This is a genomic window from Amycolatopsis sp. NPDC114505, assembly GCF_055633615.1.
On the sequence record NZ_JBVKDV010000001.1, the window covers coordinates 1,298,271 to 1,313,168 of the forward strand.

General features: G+C 70.6%; 17 protein-coding genes. 3 read left to right on the forward strand and 14 right to left on the reverse strand.

The window, feature by feature from the left end; all coding sequences use genetic code 11:
• The first annotated feature begins 32 nt into the window (after positions 1-32).
• Positions 33-485: a MarR family winged helix-turn-helix transcriptional regulator gene (locus ACZ7OU_RS06580; protein WP_470240179.1), complete on the forward strand. Its 453-nt coding sequence runs from the start codon at positions 33-35 to the stop codon at positions 483-485.
• Here ACZ7OU_RS06580 and dnaB read toward each other — a convergent pair.
• The 12 genes from dnaB to ACZ7OU_RS06640 form a co-directional block, all read right to left on the reverse strand.
• Positions 482-1,888, reverse strand: coding sequence for a replicative DNA helicase (gene dnaB, locus ACZ7OU_RS06585; protein ID WP_470240791.1), 1,407 nt, complete (start codon positions 1,886-1,888; stop codon positions 482-484). The two genes, ACZ7OU_RS06580 and dnaB, sit on opposite strands and share 4 nt — an antisense overlap.
• A gap of 502 nt (positions 1,889-2,390) precedes the next feature.
• Positions 2,391-3,179, reverse strand: a complete 789-nt coding sequence (locus ACZ7OU_RS06590; protein WP_470240180.1) for an ESX secretion-associated protein EspG — start codon at positions 3,177-3,179, stop codon at positions 2,391-2,393.
• 87 nt (positions 3,180-3,266) lie between these two features.
• Positions 3,267-4,622: a hypothetical protein gene (locus ACZ7OU_RS06595; RefSeq protein ID WP_470254444.1), complete on the reverse strand. Its 1,356-nt coding sequence runs from the start codon at positions 4,620-4,622 to the stop codon at positions 3,267-3,269.
• A 1-nt stretch (position 4,623) separates the two neighbouring features.
• The gene (locus ACZ7OU_RS06600) at positions 4,624-5,247 is read right to left on the reverse strand and encodes a DUF3558 domain-containing protein (protein ID WP_470254445.1); all 624 of its coding nucleotides are present in this window, start codon (positions 5,245-5,247) and stop codon (positions 4,624-4,626) included.
• Entirely contained in the window at positions 5,244-5,594 is a 351-nt protein-coding gene (locus ACZ7OU_RS06605; protein WP_470240183.1) for a hypothetical protein, read from the reverse strand. Before ACZ7OU_RS06605 ends, ACZ7OU_RS06600 begins: the two co-directional genes overlap by 4 nt.
• A gap of 135 nt (positions 5,595-5,729) precedes the next feature.
• Positions 5,730-6,191: a 50S ribosomal protein L9 gene (gene rplI / locus ACZ7OU_RS06610; RefSeq protein ID WP_470240184.1), complete on the reverse strand. Its 462-nt coding sequence runs from the start codon at positions 6,189-6,191 to the stop codon at positions 5,730-5,732.
• A 14-nt stretch (positions 6,192-6,205) separates the two neighbouring features.
• Complete coding sequence (gene rpsR, locus ACZ7OU_RS06615; RefSeq protein ID WP_003098744.1) at positions 6,206-6,454, reverse strand: 30S ribosomal protein S18; 249 nt, start codon at positions 6,452-6,454, stop codon at positions 6,206-6,208.
• A gap of 43 nt (positions 6,455-6,497) precedes the next feature.
• Positions 6,498-7,013: a single-stranded DNA-binding protein gene (locus ACZ7OU_RS06620; protein WP_470240185.1), complete on the reverse strand. Its 516-nt coding sequence runs from the start codon at positions 7,011-7,013 to the stop codon at positions 6,498-6,500.
• Between the two features lie 17 nt (positions 7,014-7,030).
• Positions 7,031-7,360 (reverse strand): 30S ribosomal protein S6, encoded by a 330-nt coding sequence (gene rpsF / locus ACZ7OU_RS06625; RefSeq protein WP_470240186.1) that lies wholly within the window; start codon positions 7,358-7,360, stop codon positions 7,031-7,033.
• A gap of 102 nt (positions 7,361-7,462) precedes the next feature.
• Positions 7,463-8,350 (reverse strand): hypothetical protein, encoded by an 888-nt coding sequence (locus ACZ7OU_RS06630; RefSeq protein ID WP_470254446.1) that lies wholly within the window; start codon positions 8,348-8,350, stop codon positions 7,463-7,465.
• 74 nt (positions 8,351-8,424) lie between these two features.
• On the reverse strand, positions 8,425-9,318 hold the full coding sequence (locus ACZ7OU_RS06635; RefSeq protein WP_470254447.1) for a hypothetical protein: 894 nt from the start codon (positions 9,316-9,318) through the stop codon (positions 8,425-8,427).
• A gap of 120 nt (positions 9,319-9,438) precedes the next feature.
• A complete protein-coding gene (locus tag ACZ7OU_RS06640) occupies positions 9,439-10,230 on the reverse strand; it encodes a hypothetical protein (protein WP_470254448.1) in 792 nt (263 codons plus the stop codon).
• A gap of 114 nt (positions 10,231-10,344) precedes the next feature.
• Here ACZ7OU_RS06640 and ACZ7OU_RS06645 point away from each other — a divergent pair, with 114 nt between their 5' ends.
• Positions 10,345-11,118, forward strand: coding sequence for a deoxyribonuclease IV (locus ACZ7OU_RS06645; protein WP_470240190.1), 774 nt, complete (start codon positions 10,345-10,347; stop codon positions 11,116-11,118).
• On the opposite strand, the gene ACZ7OU_RS06650 is transcribed toward ACZ7OU_RS06645, so the two are convergent.
• Both ACZ7OU_RS06650 and ACZ7OU_RS06655 read right to left on the reverse strand, forming a co-directional pair.
• Entirely contained in the window at positions 11,115-12,665 is a 1,551-nt protein-coding gene (locus tag ACZ7OU_RS06650) for a glycosyltransferase family 87 protein (RefSeq protein WP_470254449.1), read from the reverse strand. The two genes, ACZ7OU_RS06645 and ACZ7OU_RS06650, sit on opposite strands and share 4 nt — an antisense overlap.
• A 49-nt stretch (positions 12,666-12,714) precedes the next feature.
• Positions 12,715-13,773, reverse strand: a complete 1,059-nt coding sequence (locus tag ACZ7OU_RS06655) for an ROK family transcriptional regulator (RefSeq protein ID WP_470254450.1) — start codon at positions 13,771-13,773, stop codon at positions 12,715-12,717.
• A gap of 56 nt (positions 13,774-13,829) precedes the next feature.
• On the opposite strand from ACZ7OU_RS06655, the gene ACZ7OU_RS06660 reads away from it, so the two are divergent.
• Positions 13,830-14,873, forward strand: coding sequence for a Gfo/Idh/MocA family oxidoreductase (locus ACZ7OU_RS06660; protein ID WP_470240193.1), 1,044 nt, complete (start codon positions 13,830-13,832; stop codon positions 14,871-14,873).
• The last annotated feature ends 25 nt before the right edge of the window (positions 14,874-14,898 follow it).

The window sequence follows — 14,898 nt, forward strand, 5'->3', positions numbered from 1 at the left end:
AACTTACATGTAGTTCGGAGGGTGGGGCAACCATGACGGACGCGGTGGCCGACGTCGAGCGCGCGATGATCGCGATCCGCCGCAGCCAGCAGCGGCGGGCGCTGAGCCGGATCGGCAAGGCCCGCGGCCAGGGCGCGCACGACCCGGTGCACGAGCTGCTCGACGTCGTCGAAGAGCTCGCCGAACGCGGCGAAGCCAGCACGGTGACGGCCTTGAGCACGGCCATGGGCGTCGACCAGCCGCGCGCCAGCCGGCTCGTGGCGCGCGCAGTCGAGCAGGGACTCCTTCGCCGCGAAGCCGATCAGCGCGACGGACGGCGTGCGGTGCTCGTGCCGACCGAAGCCGGCCAGGCGCACCTCGACGAGCTGCACGCCTTCCGGCGCTCGGTGTTCGCCGAGGTCATGGCGGACTGGCCGGACGAGGACCGCGAGAACTTCGGCCGGCTCCTCACGGCGTTCATCCGCGGGTACAGCGCCCTCGGTTAGTCGTGGGAGAGGTCCACGAAACGGCTGTAGTGCAGCTGGTGGGCCACGACGATCGTGGCGGTCGGGCCGGCACGGTGCTTCGCGATGATCAGGTCCGCCTCGCCCGCGCGCGGGTCGTCGCGCTCCCACGCGTCGGGGCGGTTGACCAGGATGACGAGGTCGGCGTCCTGCTCCAGCGAGCCGGACTCACGCAGGTCGGACAGCATCGGCTTCTTGTCCGTCCGCTGCTCGGGACCACGGTTCAGCTGGCTGATCGCGATCACCGGGACCTCGATCTCCTTGGCCAGCAGCTTCATCTGCCGCGAGAACTCCGAGACTTCCTGCTGCCGCGACTCGACCCGCTTGCCGGACGTCATCAGCTGGAGGTAGTCGAGGACGACGAGCTTGAGGTCGTTGCGCTGCTTCAGCCGCCGCGCCTTCGCCCGGATCTCCATCATCGTCATGTTCGGCGAGTCGTCGACGAACAGCGGCGCCTCGGACACCTCGCTCATCCGGCGGGCCAGGCGTGTCCAGTCGTCGTCGGACATCTTGCCGCCGCGCATGTCGGAGAGGCGGATCTTCGCCTCGGCCGAGAGCATGCGCATGACGATCTCGGTCCGGCTCATTTCCAGCGAGAAGATGACGCTGGTCAGCCCGTGCTTGATGGAGGCCGACCGGACGAAGTCCAGGCCCAGGGTCGACTTGCCGACACCGGGGCGGGCCGCGACGATGATCATCTGCCCCGGGTGCAGGCCGTTGGTCAGCTCGTCGAAGTCGGTGAACCCGGTCGGGATGCCCTGGGACTGGCCGCCGCGCGAGGCGATCGCGTCGATCTCGTCCATGGTCGGCTGCAGCAGCTCTTCCAGCGCGACGTAGTCCTCGCTGGTCCGGCGCTCGGTGACGTCGTAGATCGCGGCCTGCGCGCGGTCGACGACCTCGTCGATGTTCGCGCCGTCGGCCGCGGCCGCGCCGTAGCCGTACTGCACGATCCGGGTGCCCGCCTCGACCAGCCGGCGCAGCACCGCCTTCTCCGCGACGATCTCGGCGTAGAAGCCGGCGTTCGCCGCGGTCGGCACCGTCGCGATCAGTGTGTGCAGGTACGGCGCGCCGCCGATGCGGCCCAGCTCGCCCCGGCGTTCCAGCTCCGCGGAGATGGTGATCGGGTCGGCCGGCTCGCCGCGGCCGTAGAGGTCGAGGATGCAGTCGTAGATCGCCTGGTGCGCCGGGCGGTAGAAGTCGTCGGGGCCGAGCGCCTCGATGACGTCGGCGACCGCGTCCTTCGACAGCAGCATGCCGCCGAGCACGGACTGCTCGGCCGTGATGTCCTGCGGTGGCTGGCGGTCGAACCCGCCGCCGGAGCCGGGGTCGCTCGGACCCGGGTCGTTCTCCGCGTACATCGGACTGCGGTCGTCGGTCAGCGCCACCGCTCCGGACACCTCCTCATTGTGTCGAACACTAGTTCGAGTATGCCGGATCTTCGCTCTCGAAGCACGCGGCCAGGTCTGTGCCTGACTGTTCCGGACGCGTCCCCCGATGATCGGCGAGAACGTCGCCCGACTCTCGGAGGCACGCCGGGCGCCACCGTGAGTACAGGCCCGAGCGGGCACGCTAGATCCCCCGGAAGGCCGAAGGCAATTCCGGATGGGGACCCTTCTGTGGACAACCTGTGGATGAATGGGGGTAACCAGTCACAGGTGCCGCGAGAGCTGTGGACAAGTTGGGGACAAGCGTGATCGGCTTCAAAGAATCCCCAGGTCAGAGGCTGTGAACAAGGTGTGGAGAACTTCCCGAAAACTCGTGCGGCGTGTCGCACGAAATCCGTTGTTCGGCGTGTCGTGGACCAGCCGGAGCCCATTGGCCGCTGCGGCCTGTGGATGAATATTACGGAGGGTAGAGCCGTAACCCGGTGGGCTGAACGGCCGACGGTCAGGCCGCGGTGAGCCGGCCCTGTGCGCTGCGTAACCGTTCAGCGAGAACGCGCTGGTCGGCCGGGGTGAAGGCGATCCGGTTCTCCCCCCGCCCCGGAACCTCCTCGGTCAGCCACCGGCCTTCCGACGTATCGATGTAGTTCACCGGCCGTTCGATGCGGTGCCAGGCTCCGCTGCGGCTGCGGACCGCGACGTAGAGGCTGCCGCTCCCCATTCGGCGCAACGCCAGGATCCGCCGGAGCTCCTCGACCTCCTGCGAGCCCTCGGCCGGGCGGTCGTTGCGGAGCACCGCGTACCCGCCTTCGTCGCCGCGGGCGGTTCCCTCGATCTGGCTCTTCGGCACGGCGAGCGGTGTCCCGCGCCCGGGCGCGAGCTTCGGGATCTGGCCGAGGAAGCCGTCGAGGAGCTCGTGCGGCTGGGTGGACTCCAGCACGACGACGTCCAGCTCCTCGTGCTTGGCCAGCACGAACGACTCACCGCCGGCGGTGCCGCCGAGCAGCCGGTAGCTGATCGGCTTGCCCTGGAACCCGCCGTCGATCCAGCCGTAGTACTCCAGCTGCGGCCGGGCGATGGCTTCGACCGTCGCGACGAACCCGGGGTGCATGCCGCGTGGGCCGAACAGCCCCGCCTTGGCGAGCTCGGCGTTGACCCGCTCGTCCTCGGTGCGCTGGGCCTCTTCGCTGTACCAGGTCGGCGTCTCGGACAGCACGGTGTGCGGCTCGCCGCCGCGGCGCCGGATCAGGTTGACCAGGGTGCCGGTCGTGATGGTGACCTGCCTGTCCAGCACCGCTCTTCCCCCAGTGAAGTCAGCTTGGTGAACCCGGAAAAGCCGGGCGCGCCCAATCTTGGCACGCACCCGGCGATCTCGCGTGCGCTACTCGCCGATGACCGGCGGTGCGGTCAGCTCGTCGCTGCCGAAGATTTCGTTCGGGTCGTCGCCGAGCAGGTACTTCGACGTGCGTTCCTCGTCGCCGCCGCCCTGGCCCTTGGCGCCGTGGCCCATGCCGCCCATCCCACCCATCCCGGTGGAACCGCCGCGCCCGGCCGCCGCGCCGCCCGCGCCCATCGCGCCGCCGGCACCCATGCCGCCCCGGCCGGCGCCCGTCCCGCCGGCGCCGCCCGGCAGGGATGCCCCGGTCGAGCCGCCGGGCCCGAAGCCCGCGCCGCCCGGGCCGAAGCCCGCCGTCGGGTCGCCGATCCCGGCCGATCCGCCGGGGCCGAACCCGCCGCCGCCCCCGCCCCCGGAGAAGTTCGGCGCGCTGCCCGGGCCGAAGCTCGGCACCCCCGGCATGTCCGACGGAGAGAAGCCGGACGCGCTGGTGCCGTCGCTGAAGTTCGGCGGCGTGTAGTTGCCGGCGCCCGGGATCTTCGACGGGTCGTAGCTGCCGCTCGGGACCTTCGACGGATCGAAGCCCGGCACCTTGGACGGGTCGAAGCTCCCGCCGGGCACCTTCGACGGGTCGAAGCTGCCGCCCGGGGTGTTCGGCGGCTGGCCGTTGAACGACGGGACGCCGCCCGGGCCGGGCATGTTCACGCCGCCGGGACCGGTGCCCGGAGCACCGCCGCGCTCGCCGTCCCCGTTGCCGTTGCCATCGTCGCCCGGCTTCTTCTTGCCGTCCTTGCCGTTGTCGACGCCGATGTTCTCCTGCTGACCCTTGAGCGCGGAGTACGTCGGCATCTTCTGGCCGTTGTCGTTGCTCGACTTGTAGTAGGTGTTGAAGGCGTCGACGTTCGCCTGGCCCTTGGCGTTGTAGTCGCGGATCGCCCGGTCGGTGTCGGTCGTCCACGGCGTCACCGCGTTGAGCAGGTTGTTCTTCGGCGGGTCCTTCGGGACCTCCTGCACCTTCGCGTGCACGGTGGTGAACGCGTTGTTCTGCTCGCCGAGGTACTTGTCGGAGTCGGTCAGCTTGGTGCCCGAGTCCTCCATCCACACCCGCAGCGGGTGCGCGCCCGCGTTCTGCGCCGCTTCCGAGCCGCCGCCGGTCCAGGCCGCGTCCATCTCCTTGGCCAGGGTGTCGATGGTGCTGAGCCGGTCCGAGTAGGCGCCCTTCAGCCGGCCGGCCGCCGACTGCCCGTTCTGGATCGAGCCGGTGCCGGGACCGGTGGTGATCTGGTGCCAGATGTCGTAGCAGTCGATCTTGCGGTCGCCCTGCTGCGACGTGTGGTCGTCCGAGTGCGTGGTCGCCATGTTGTAAGCGGCGAACCCGCCGAGCAGCACCAGTTCCAGCATCTCAGCCCTCCTTCAAGGTCTGGATCATCGCCTCGGCCGCCTTCTCCGCGTACGGGCACGGCTGGGTCGCGCCCGGGCCGTTGCCGATCTGCGTGAAGACCTGGACGGCCTGGGTGTCCGTCACGCCCACCAGCAGCTTGCACTGCCCCTGGGCGCGGAAGTCCTTGGTCGCGGCGTACACCGCGGGGTAGCCGGAGACGTCGGCCGGCTCCCAGTACTCGTACTGGTCCTTGCCGCCCTTGGCGTAGAGGTCGTAGATGCCCGCGAGCCCGTCGGTGTTCGGGTCGGCCGCGATGTCGACCCGGCTGCTGCGCGTCTCGTCGGCGGTGTAGACCCAGGCGCAGGTCGCGCCCCCGGCGCCGGTGCGGGGCGTGCCGTCCTCGAGGCCGAGCGTCGAGCGCTGCGAGGCCGAAAGGACGGTGCACGGGTCGGACTTCAGCTTCGCCGGGTCGAGCGGGCTGGACACCTTGGGTGCGCCGCCGCCACCGCCGCTGTCGGAGCTGCTGCTCGCGGAGTCCGGTGTGCCGGACGCGGCCGGGTTGGCCGTGCCGCCGGTCGTGGAGCTGCAGCCGGCGAGGGCCAGCGCGGCCAGGACGAGGCCGGGCAGTACGAGACGGCGGTTCACGCCTGTGTCCCCGCCTTCGAGATGTCGCCGGTGTGGTCCGCGTCCGAGGCGGTGATCTTCTTCTTCGCGTCGAGCAGGGCCTGGATGTAGTTCTTCACGTATTCCTGCATCTTCTGGTTCTGCTCGAGGAACGCCTTGCCGGAGGGGTTGGCGAGCTTCTCCCAGTCACCGCTCGCGAACTCCTTGCCGGGCGCCTTGACGTCGGCCATCAGGTTGGCGTCGGCGGCATCGTTCTGCAGGTCCGTCTGCAGGTCCTGCCACTTCTTGATGACGCCGTCGATCTTGTCGGCGTCGAACGTGAAGCCCCCTCCGCCGGACGGCGCGGACATGTTGACCTCGTTACCCATCCGAGTGCGCTCCCTTCGCGTCCCGCTCCATTGTCCTACGACGACGCCCGTGTGTCCGAGGTTCCCCCGAAACGCGTGAAGGCGGGCCGCCCACGAGGGAGCGACCCGCCTTCCACGACGTACGGACTTACTGGATCAGGACTGCGAGGCCTTGACCTCGAGCCGCACGTCGACCTTCACGTCCGGGTGGAGCCGGGCGCCGACCGAGTGCTTGCCCACGGTCTTGATGTGGTCGCGCAGCTCGATGACGCGCTTGTCGAGCAGCGGGCCACCGGCCGCCTTGATCGCGTCGACGATCTCGCCGGCGGTGATCGAACCGAAGAGCTTCTTCGAGCCCTCGGCCGCCTTGCCGTTGAGCTGGATGGCGCCGAGGCCCTCCAGGGTCGCCTTGATCTCCTTGGCGTGGTCGAGGTCGCGGATGCGACGGCTCTCCTGCGCCCGCTGGATCGTGCGCACGTTCTTCTCCGCGCCCTTGGAAGCCGGGATCGCGTAGCCCCGCGGGAGCAGGTAGTTGCGCGCGTAGCCGTCCTTGACCTCGACGATGTCGCCGGGGCCGCCGAGGTTGGCCACGTCCGTGGTGAGGATGATCTTCGCCATGTCAGTGCCCTCCCTTAGCGCGCGGTCGAGGTGTAGGGCAGCAGCGCCATCTCGCGGGAGTTCTTGACCGCGATGGCGATGTCACGCTGGTGCTGGCTGCAGTTGCCGGTGACGCGACGGGCACGGATCTTGCCGCGGTCGGAGATGTACTTCCGCAGCAGGTTGGTGTCCTTGTAGTCGATCAGTTCCGGGCGGCCCTTCTTCTCGGCCTTGCAGAACACGCAGACCTTCTTCTTGGGCTTGCGGATGGGTGGCTTGGCCACTGGTCACTCCTGGTAGTTCAAATCTTTGTGGATGTGTACGAGATCAGAAGGGAGGCTCGTCGGAGAAGCCGCCGCCGCCACCGCTGCTCGCGGCCGGGGCGGAACCCCACGGGTCGTCGGCCGGCGCACTGCCGCCGCCACCGCGGTTTCCACCGCCACCGCCGCCGCCGAAGTCACCACCGCCGCCGCCACCGCGGCTGACCTTGTTGACCTTGGCCGTGGCGTAGCGCAGCGAGGGGCCGATCTCGTCGACCTCGAGCTCGACGACGGTCCGCTTCTCGCCTTCCTTCGTCTCGAACGACCGCTGCTTCAGGCGGCCCTGCACGACGACGCGGGCGCCGCGGGTCAGGGACTCGGCGACGTTCTCCGCCGCCTGGCGCCAGATGTTGCAGCGCAGGAACAGCGCCTCGCCGTCCTTCCACTCGCCCGACTGCTTGTCGAGCGTGCGGGGCGTGGACGCGACCGTGAAGTTCGCGACCGCCGCACCGGACGGGGTGAAGCGCAGTTCCGGGTCGGACGTCAGGTTGCCGATCACCGTGATGACGGTGTCTCCAGCCATCGGGAATACCCTTCGGCTCAGGCCTTGGCGGCGACGGGCGGCTTGGCCGCGGCGCGCTTGATCTCGCGACGCATGACCTTGGTGCGGAGCACGGTCTCCTGCAGCGACAGCTGGCGGTCCAGCTCCTTCACCGCGTCCGAGGACGAGTTCAGGTCGAGGAGCGCGTAGATGCCCTCGGCGTGCTTCTTGATCTCGTACGAAAGGCGACGACGGCCCCAGACATCGACCTTCTCCACGGAACCGCCCGAAGTGCGGATCACGTTGAGGAAGTTGTCCAGCGTGGGGGCGACCGTGCGCTCGTCGAGCGTGGGGTCCAGGATGACCATTACCTCGTAATGGCGTGACACAACCACTCACCTCCTATGGGCTCGCGGCCACGGACTGTCCGTGGCAGGAGGGTTTGTCCAGGTAAGGCTACCTGGAGGGGCCTCGGGGACCCGACGGCGGGGTCAGCTCGCGCGGCGCAGGACCCAGGTGCGGACGAGCCCGGCGGTGACCCCGGCGAGCACGATCACCGCGAGCAGCATCGGCAGCTGGACGTCGTCGGACGAGCCGGGCGAAGCGAGCGACTGGGCGTTGCCCGCGTCGCGGACGTCGGCACCCTGGCCGCTCTGGGCACCCGTGTCGCCCTGCGGCGCGGAGGCGTCACCGGGGAGCGTGCCGTTGGCCGGGTAACGCGCACCCGGGGCGACGGCCGTGCCGGCGGTCGCGGTGGGGATGCCGCCGTAGTCGCGCATCGGCGCGCTGCCGCCCGTGCCGCCGGCGGTGCCCGGGTTCAGGTTCGAGAGGTTGCCGGAGGAGCCGCCGGGCGTGGTGCCCGTGCCGCCCGCCGAGGTGCCGGTGCCCGGCTGACCCGGAGTGCTCGGCGCGACGTAGTTGGCGGCGAGCAAGGTGAGGTTGCAGCCCTTCGCGACCGTGCTCTCCACGCTGTTCAGCGTCTTGTTCCAGTCGAGGCCGAGACCCCAGGTGCCGGAGTCGGCCAGCGCGGTGCGGACCGCCTTGCCGATCGCGGCTCCGGTCGCCTCGCCGCCCGCGGAGTTCGGCACCTGCCCGACCGGGATCGCGTGGTTCTTGGCGACGGAGTCGCCGGCCCAGCTGCCGATCGCGAGCGTGCCGGCGTTGTTCGCGCCGTTCGTCACGAGGGTCTTGACCGAAGCCCCGTCGATCGCCACCGAGTCGCCCATCTGGCCGGTGACCGTGCCGGTGCAGCTGGTGCTCACGACCTGCTGGCTCGCCGAAGCCGTGCTGGCGGAAAGGAAAGCGCTACCGGTGACGAAGGCGGCAAGGGCGGTCACGGTCAAGAACTTCCGCACGAGCACTGTCCTCCGTGGGGTCATCTGGGGTTATCGAGACGTCGTCCTGAACAACAGGGTCAACGAAGAAGGTACGTGAAAGATACTCGGCAGTCGGGTCAATTCGCAGCGGCCATTCGGCGGATCACCCAGGTCCGCACGAGGCCGGCGCTGACTCCGGAGAGTGCCAGCACCGCGATCAGCAGCGGCAAGTTCGACGCGTCCGTGAAGCCGTCGGACGCGGACGGCAGCGCTTCGGCCTGGCCCGCCGTCTGGATGCCGGCGTTGCCGGTCGCGGGCTGGTCGGGTCCGGTGAGGCCGTACTGCGGCGCGTACCCCGGGATCTGGCTGCCGTACCGGATGGCGGGCGACGGCGTGAACAGCCCGGCCGTCGCGAACGGGATGCCGCCGTAGTCGCGCATCGGGGCGTAGCCCGTGCCGATGCTGAACGGGAAGCCGCCGAACATCGGGCTGCCCGAGAAGCCGGGCAGCAGCGGGCTGTTCGCGTCGGGGATCGGCGTGGTGCCCTGCGGGGTGCCACCCTGCGGCGCGCCCCCGGTCCCGCCCTGGGCCGGCGGCTGCTGCGGGTTGCCACCGGTACCCGGCTGCGGCGACGCCTGCTTGCCGCCGCTCAGACCCTGCTGGGCACCGCTGGTCAGGCCCTCGACGCCCTGGTTGATCGCGCTCGCGGCCGGCGCGCCGATCACCGGCACCGGCGAGACGACCGTGTTCACGACGGTCACGGTGACCTTGCAGAGCGTGCCGAGGATGGCGTTGATCGTCCCGGTCAGCACCTTGGTGCCTTCGGTGACCACGCCGAGGTCGAGCGGGATGCCGAGCAGCGGGGTGGTGCCCTGGACCGTGTCGCCGGGCTTCGCGGTCACCGAGCCGCCGCAGGGCGCCGACTTCGTCTCACCCGCGGAAGCGGTGCCGGGCATGCCGAGCACAGCCGAACCAGCGAGGACGAACGCCGTCGCACCGACCGCCGTTGCCCTCCGTGTCCGATCCCGCATGCTCGCCGCCCCTTGTCTCGTTGCCTCTGCCCAGGACAACGACGTTAAGGCAGCACGGTGACGCCCGCTCGCTCAGAAATGTCCGGCATTCGAGTGGAAGCGGGGTCACCGTCGGTGAGGTCAGGCAGGCTTGCGGCGGATCCAGGCCCGGACGAGTGCCGCGGCGACGATCGCCAGTGCCAGCACCGCGAGCAGCATCGGCAGCTTCGCCGGCGGTGTCACGCCCGGGAGCGCCTCGGCCGTGCCGGACTTCTGCTCGTCGACCGTCGGGACCTGCTGGCCGGGGATGATCTGCGCGATCACCGGCGCCTGGACCAGGCTGCCCGGCAGCAGCGAGGCGTTGCTGTAGATGCCCGAAATCGCGTCGCCCGGCAGGCTCGCGCCACCGGGACCGGTGGTCACCGGGCCCGTGCTGTCACCGGGCGGGGTCTGCCCCGGCGGCGTCTGACCGGGGGGTGTCTGCCCCGGCGGCGTCTGACCCGGCGGGGGCGGGGTCAGCGGCGGGAGTTCACTCGCCACGCCCTGCGTCACGCCGCCGACGGTGTTCACCACACCCTGCGCGGCCGGGCAGACGGCCTTCGCCGCCGCGTCGCCGACCACCGGCACTTCGCCGACGCCGAGCGCGCGCACCGCGTCGCCCACCGGAAGCGTGAGGAGGGGCTTCGAGCCGTTCGTGTTCTTCGCGCTGGAGTCGAGGCCGACGGTCAGCCGGTCCGGGGCGTTCAGCGGGGCGCCGGCGTCGAGGAGGAGTCCGGTCTTGGCGTCGCGGGCCTGGCCGTTCTGCAGCGTGGCCCCGCAGTCGCCGCCGAGGGTCGGGCTGGGGGCGGCGCTCGCCACGCCCGGCATCGCGAAAGCGGCCGAAGCGGCGAGAGTGAACCCCAGTGCGGTGATCCGAGTGAACTGCTTCCCCATCGATGCCCTCCGGCAGTCGGCCCAATCTGGATCACGGAACGCGCTCACGGTACTCCACGAGCGTCACCAACCGGTCCCACAGGGGAAAGAAGCACCCGGAGTAGCGTGCTCGGCATGCTGATTGGCGCCCATGTCCGTGACGACGACCCGTTGACCGCGGTCGCCGAGCGCAAAGCCGACGTCGTCCAGTTCTTCCTCTCGGACCCGCAGGGCTGGAAGGCCCCGAAGCCACACCCCCACGGCGAGGCCATCGCGGCCGACCCCGTCGAGGTGTTCATCCACTCTCCCTACCTCATCAACGTGGCTTCGCTGAACAACCGGATCCGGATCCCCTCCCGCAAGAACGTCACGCAGCACGCGGACGGTGCGGCGGCCATCGGCGCGAAGGGCCTGATCGTGCACGGCGGGCACGTCGGCGACAACGACGACGTCGAGGCCGGCCTCGACAACTGGCGCAAGCTCTTCGAGCGCGAGCAGGAGAAGGGCGGCTTCAAGGTCCCGGTCCTGATCGAGAACACCGCCGGCGGCGAGAACGCGATCACCCGCGACCTCGAGGTCATCGCCCGGCTGTGGGACAAGGTCGGCGAGTTCGGCGCCGGGTTCTGCCTGGACACCTGCCACGCGTTCGCCGCGGGCTGGGACCTCGCGACCGCCGTTGAGAAGGTCAAGGCCATCACCGGCCGGATCGACCTGGTGCACCTCAACAACTCCCGCGACGAGTTCGGCTCGACCCGCGACCGGCACGCCAGCGTCGTGCACGGCGAGGGCACGATCGACCCCGAGGCGCTGGTCGCCGTCGCCCGCGAGGCGGGCGCGCCGGTCATCGTCGAGACCCCGGCCGACGGCCAGGCCGCCGACATCGCCTACCTGCGCGAACAGCTGGGCTAGACAGCCACGGCCTTGCGGCGGCGCCGGACGGCGTTCGGGATGATCGCGTCCCGGGCGCCGTCGAGGAAGCCGCCGGCAGGGTCGTCGTCGCCGTCGATGCGGACGAGGTCGGTGCCCGGGCGGTAGATCTCGCGCACCACCAGCACGCACAACGCGACCACGGCCAGGTCGCGGACCACGACCGTGCTGAGGAACCAGCCTTCCGGCAGGCCCTTGTGGTCGACGCCGAGGTAGTAGAACATCCGCGGCACCCAGACCAGCGCGTCGATCAGCATCCAGTCGAGCAGCAGCCGCCAGCGCGGGATCGCCAGCACCGCCAGCGGCACCAGCCACAGCGAGTACTGCGGGCTCCACACCTTGTTCGTCAGCAGGAACGCGGCCACGACGAGGAACGCGAGCTGGCCGACGCGCGGCCGTCTCGGCGCCGCGAGCGCGATGTAGGCGATGCCCGCGCAGCAGGCCAGGAACAGCACGGCCACCGTGAGGTTCAGGTACGCCGGCGTCTGGTTCTTCTGCAGCACGCCGTCGAAGCCGGCCCAGCCCGTGGCGTAGGAGATGACGTTGTACAGCGAGTCCGGGTCCATCGGCCGGAGCGTGTTCATCCGGAAGAACTCCCACCAGCCGCGGGTCGCGGTGAGGATGAACGGCGCGTTCACCGCCAGCCACGTCACGACGGTGGCGGCCGCGGTCTTCCAGAACGGCGTCAGCTTCCCCGCGCGCAGGCACAGCACGAACAGCACGCCGAGCAGGAACAACGGGTAGAGCTTCGCCGTCGCGCCCAGGCCGAGCAGGAGCCCGGCGAGCAGCGGCCGCTTGCGTCCCCAGGCCAGCAGGCCGGTCGCGGTGAACGCGGTCGCGATCGCGTCGAAGTTCGTGAAGGCGTGCACCAGCACCAGCGGCGAGACCGCCACCAGCACCATGTCCCACGGCCGGCGTTTCATCGTCCGGCCGGTCGCCCAGACGGTGACCAGCCAGGCCATCGCCAGGAACAACGCCGTGAGGTCGAAGTAGATCGCGACCGGCAGGCCACCGGGTAGCCAGCCGCTTTCGGCGACGGCCGACCAGCCCGCCGCGAGCCTCGCGTTCGCCCACTGGAAGAGGCCGGTGAACACCGGGTACTCCATGTACCGGGTGTCGTTCTCCGCGGTCTGCGAGCTCTCCTTCCACGACGTGTAGTACGGGAAGGTGCTCGGCCGGTCGAGCCGCTCGGAGCTGTAGAGCGGCACGATGTCGGAGTAGCACATCGCGACGAACGGGCGCCCCGCCCGCCAGTCGAGCTGGGTGGCGCCGCTGGAGTCCTGGTACTGCTGGATGCAGGAGCCCTTGCCGAACCAGCAGAGCATCAGCGCGATCGTGGCCAGCAGCAGGCCGACGCGCTGCGGCGACCAGAACCAGTGCCTGCCGACCGCCGCGTGCTCGCCGAGCGGGCCGCCGATGGGTCTGGTGACCGCCGCCGCGAGCGGCTCGTTCCAGCTCGGGACGACCCGGTCCGCCCGGCTCAGCGTCACGGGGCCGGGGTCCGGCTCGTGCGTGGTCTCCTCTGGCACGAGTGCGGATGTTAGCGGTCGGCGCCCGCCACCGAGGTGAAGGCGGTGATCATGCCGGATTCGCGTAGTACGAGGCCAGGACCTCCGCGGCGGCTCCGCGCGTGACGATCTCCTCGCCGAAGGCGTCCTCGACGACGTCGATGCGCTGCCAGTGCGGCAGCGGCAACAGCTCCTCGAGCCGTTCCGAAACGGCGTCACGGTACGTGCCCGGTTCGTCCCGCACGGCGCGTCCGGCCAGCACGATCCGCTCGAGGTCGAGCACCTGGACGAGGTCCGCGAGGCCGATCCCGAGGAAGCCGGCGGCGGTCCGCGTATCGGCCGCCTGCTTGACCATGATCTCGACGCAGCCGCGCCGCCCGCAGGCGCAGACCGGCCCGTCGTAGGCGATCGTGGTGTGCCCGAACTCACCCGCGTTGGTCCGCGGGCCGCGGTAGAGGCGTCCGTCGATCAGCAGGCCGACGCCGATCCCGGTGCCGACGAGCACCACCGCCGTCGCCGTCGGCTCGCCGTGCGGCCAGAGCTGGGCGAAGGCGGCCGAATTGGTGTTCTTGTCGAGCGTCACGGTCAGGCCGGTGCGCTTCTCGAGCAGGTCGCGAAGGGGGACGTCGTGCCAGCCCGGCATGTTCGTCGCGTCGCGGACCAGGCCGGCGAGGTGGTCCAGCGGGCCGACCGCGCCGAGCCCGAGGCCCAGCACGTCGAAGCCGTCGGCGAGCTCGAGCGCGGCGGTGCCGATGGCCTCGACGGCCTGCTCGGGGGTGAAACCGGCCGGGAGCGGGCCGCCTGCCGTCTCCTCGACCTCGCCGATGAGGTTGGTGCGCAGCACGCGGAACTCGTCGCGGTCGAGGCGCGCGCCGAGCGCGTGGCGGGCGCCGGCGCGGATGGTCAGCTGCGTGCGGGGCTTGCCGACCCCGGCCGACGGCTGGCGCTGCTCGTCCAGCAGGCCGGCGTCGAGGAGTTCGGGCACGATCTTGGAAACGGCCTGCTGGGTGAGCCCGGTGCGTTCGGCCAGCTCGACGCGGCTGAGGCCGCCGGCGCGCAGGATGTGCGTGAGCAGCAGGGCGCGGTTGTGTTCGCGCACGTTGCGCAGGTTCACCCCGGTGTCCGCCATGAAGAGGATCTTCCCATGTCTGGCCAATTACGCAACAGTGTTGTTTAATGGGCCGCATGAGTGACTTGCGGGTGGGCATCCTCGGGTACGGCATCGGCGGACGCGTGTTCCACGCACCGCTGGTGGCGGCGACCCCCGGGCTGACGCCGGCGGTGATCACGACGTCGGGCAACGCGGTCCAGGCGCGCACCGACCACCCGGGCGCGGAGATCGTGCCGGACGCCGACGCGCTGTTCGAGCGGGCCGGCGACCTCGACCTCGTCGTGGTCAGCACCCCCAACCGCACGCACGTGCCGCTCGCGCTGCGGGCGATCGAGGCCGGCCTGCCGGTGGTCGTCGACAAGCCGTTCGCGCCGACCGCGCTGGAGGCCGAGCAGGTCGTCGCCGCGGCGAAGGCGGCGGGCGTCGGCCTGACGGTCTTCCAGAACCGCCGCCTCGACTCCGACTTCCTCACCGTCCGGAAGGTCCTGGAGTCCGGGAAGCTCGGCGAGGTGTTCCGCTTCGAGTCCCGCTACGACCGCTGGGTGCCGAAGCCGAAGGACAACTGGCGCGAGTTCGGCGACCCGGCCGAAGCCGGCGGCCTGCTCTACGACCTCGGCGCGCACATCGTCGACCAGGCGCTGCAGCTGTTCGGCCCGGTCACGCAGGTCTACTCGGAGACCGATCGCCGCCGGGCCGGCGTCCAGGTCGACGACGACGTGTTCGTCGCGTTGAAGCACGCCAACGGCGTCCGGTCGCACCTGTGGGCGTCGGCGCTCGCGGGCACCCTGAACCCCCGCTTCCGCGTGCTCGGCGACCAGGCGACGTTCACCAAGTACGGACTCGACGTGCAGGAACCCCAGATCAAGGCGGGCATGCGCCCCGGCGACGACAGCTGGGGCGTCGAGCCCGCGTCGGACGCGGGCAAGATCGGCGTCGGCAACGACCTCAAGACGGTGCCCACCGAGACGGGCCGCTACGAGCAGTTCTACGCCCAGGTGCGCGACGCGCTGCGGGGCGAAGGCGACTTCCCGGTCGATCCCGAGTCGTCGGTCGAAGCCCTGCGCGTGATCGAGGCCGCGCACCGCTCGGGAGTCGAAGGAACGGTCATCAAGCTCTGACCCCCGGACTGGCCGTGACGTCGGT

Excerpts from the sequence above, each read along its gene's own strand:
- ACZ7OU_RS06580 (WP_470240179.1), top strand. The coding sequence starts at position 33 with ATGACGGACGCGGTGGCCGACGTCGAGCGCGCGATGATCGCGATCCGC.
- ACZ7OU_RS06595 (WP_470254444.1), bottom strand. The coding sequence starts at position 4,622 with ATGCTGGAACTGGTGCTGCTCGGCGGGTTCGCCGCTTACAACATGGCG.
- ACZ7OU_RS06605 (WP_470240183.1), bottom strand. The coding sequence starts at position 5,594 with ATGGGTAACGAGGTCAACATGTCCGCGCCGTCCGGCGGAGGGGGCTTC.
- rplI (WP_470240184.1), bottom strand. The coding sequence starts at position 6,191 with ATGGCGAAGATCATCCTCACCACGGACGTGGCCAACCTCGGCGGCCCC.
- ACZ7OU_RS06620 (WP_470240185.1), bottom strand. The coding sequence starts at position 7,013 with ATGGCTGGAGACACCGTCATCACGGTGATCGGCAACCTGACGTCCGAC.
- ACZ7OU_RS06630 (WP_470254446.1), bottom strand. The coding sequence starts at position 8,350 with ATGACCCCACGGAGGACAGTGCTCGTGCGGAAGTTCTTGACCGTGACC.
- ACZ7OU_RS06635 (WP_470254447.1), bottom strand. The coding sequence starts at position 9,318 with ATGCGGGATCGGACACGGAGGGCAACGGCGGTCGGTGCGACGGCGTTC.
- ACZ7OU_RS06640 (WP_470254448.1), bottom strand. The coding sequence starts at position 10,230 with ATGGGGAAGCAGTTCACTCGGATCACCGCACTGGGGTTCACTCTCGCC.
- ACZ7OU_RS06645 (WP_470240190.1), top strand. The coding sequence starts at position 10,345 with ATGCTGATTGGCGCCCATGTCCGTGACGACGACCCGTTGACCGCGGTC.
- ACZ7OU_RS06655 (WP_470254450.1), bottom strand. The coding sequence starts at position 13,773 with ATGGCGGACACCGGGGTGAACCTGCGCAACGTGCGCGAACACAACCGC.
- ACZ7OU_RS06660 (WP_470240193.1), top strand. The coding sequence starts at position 13,830 with ATGAGTGACTTGCGGGTGGGCATCCTCGGGTACGGCATCGGCGGACGC.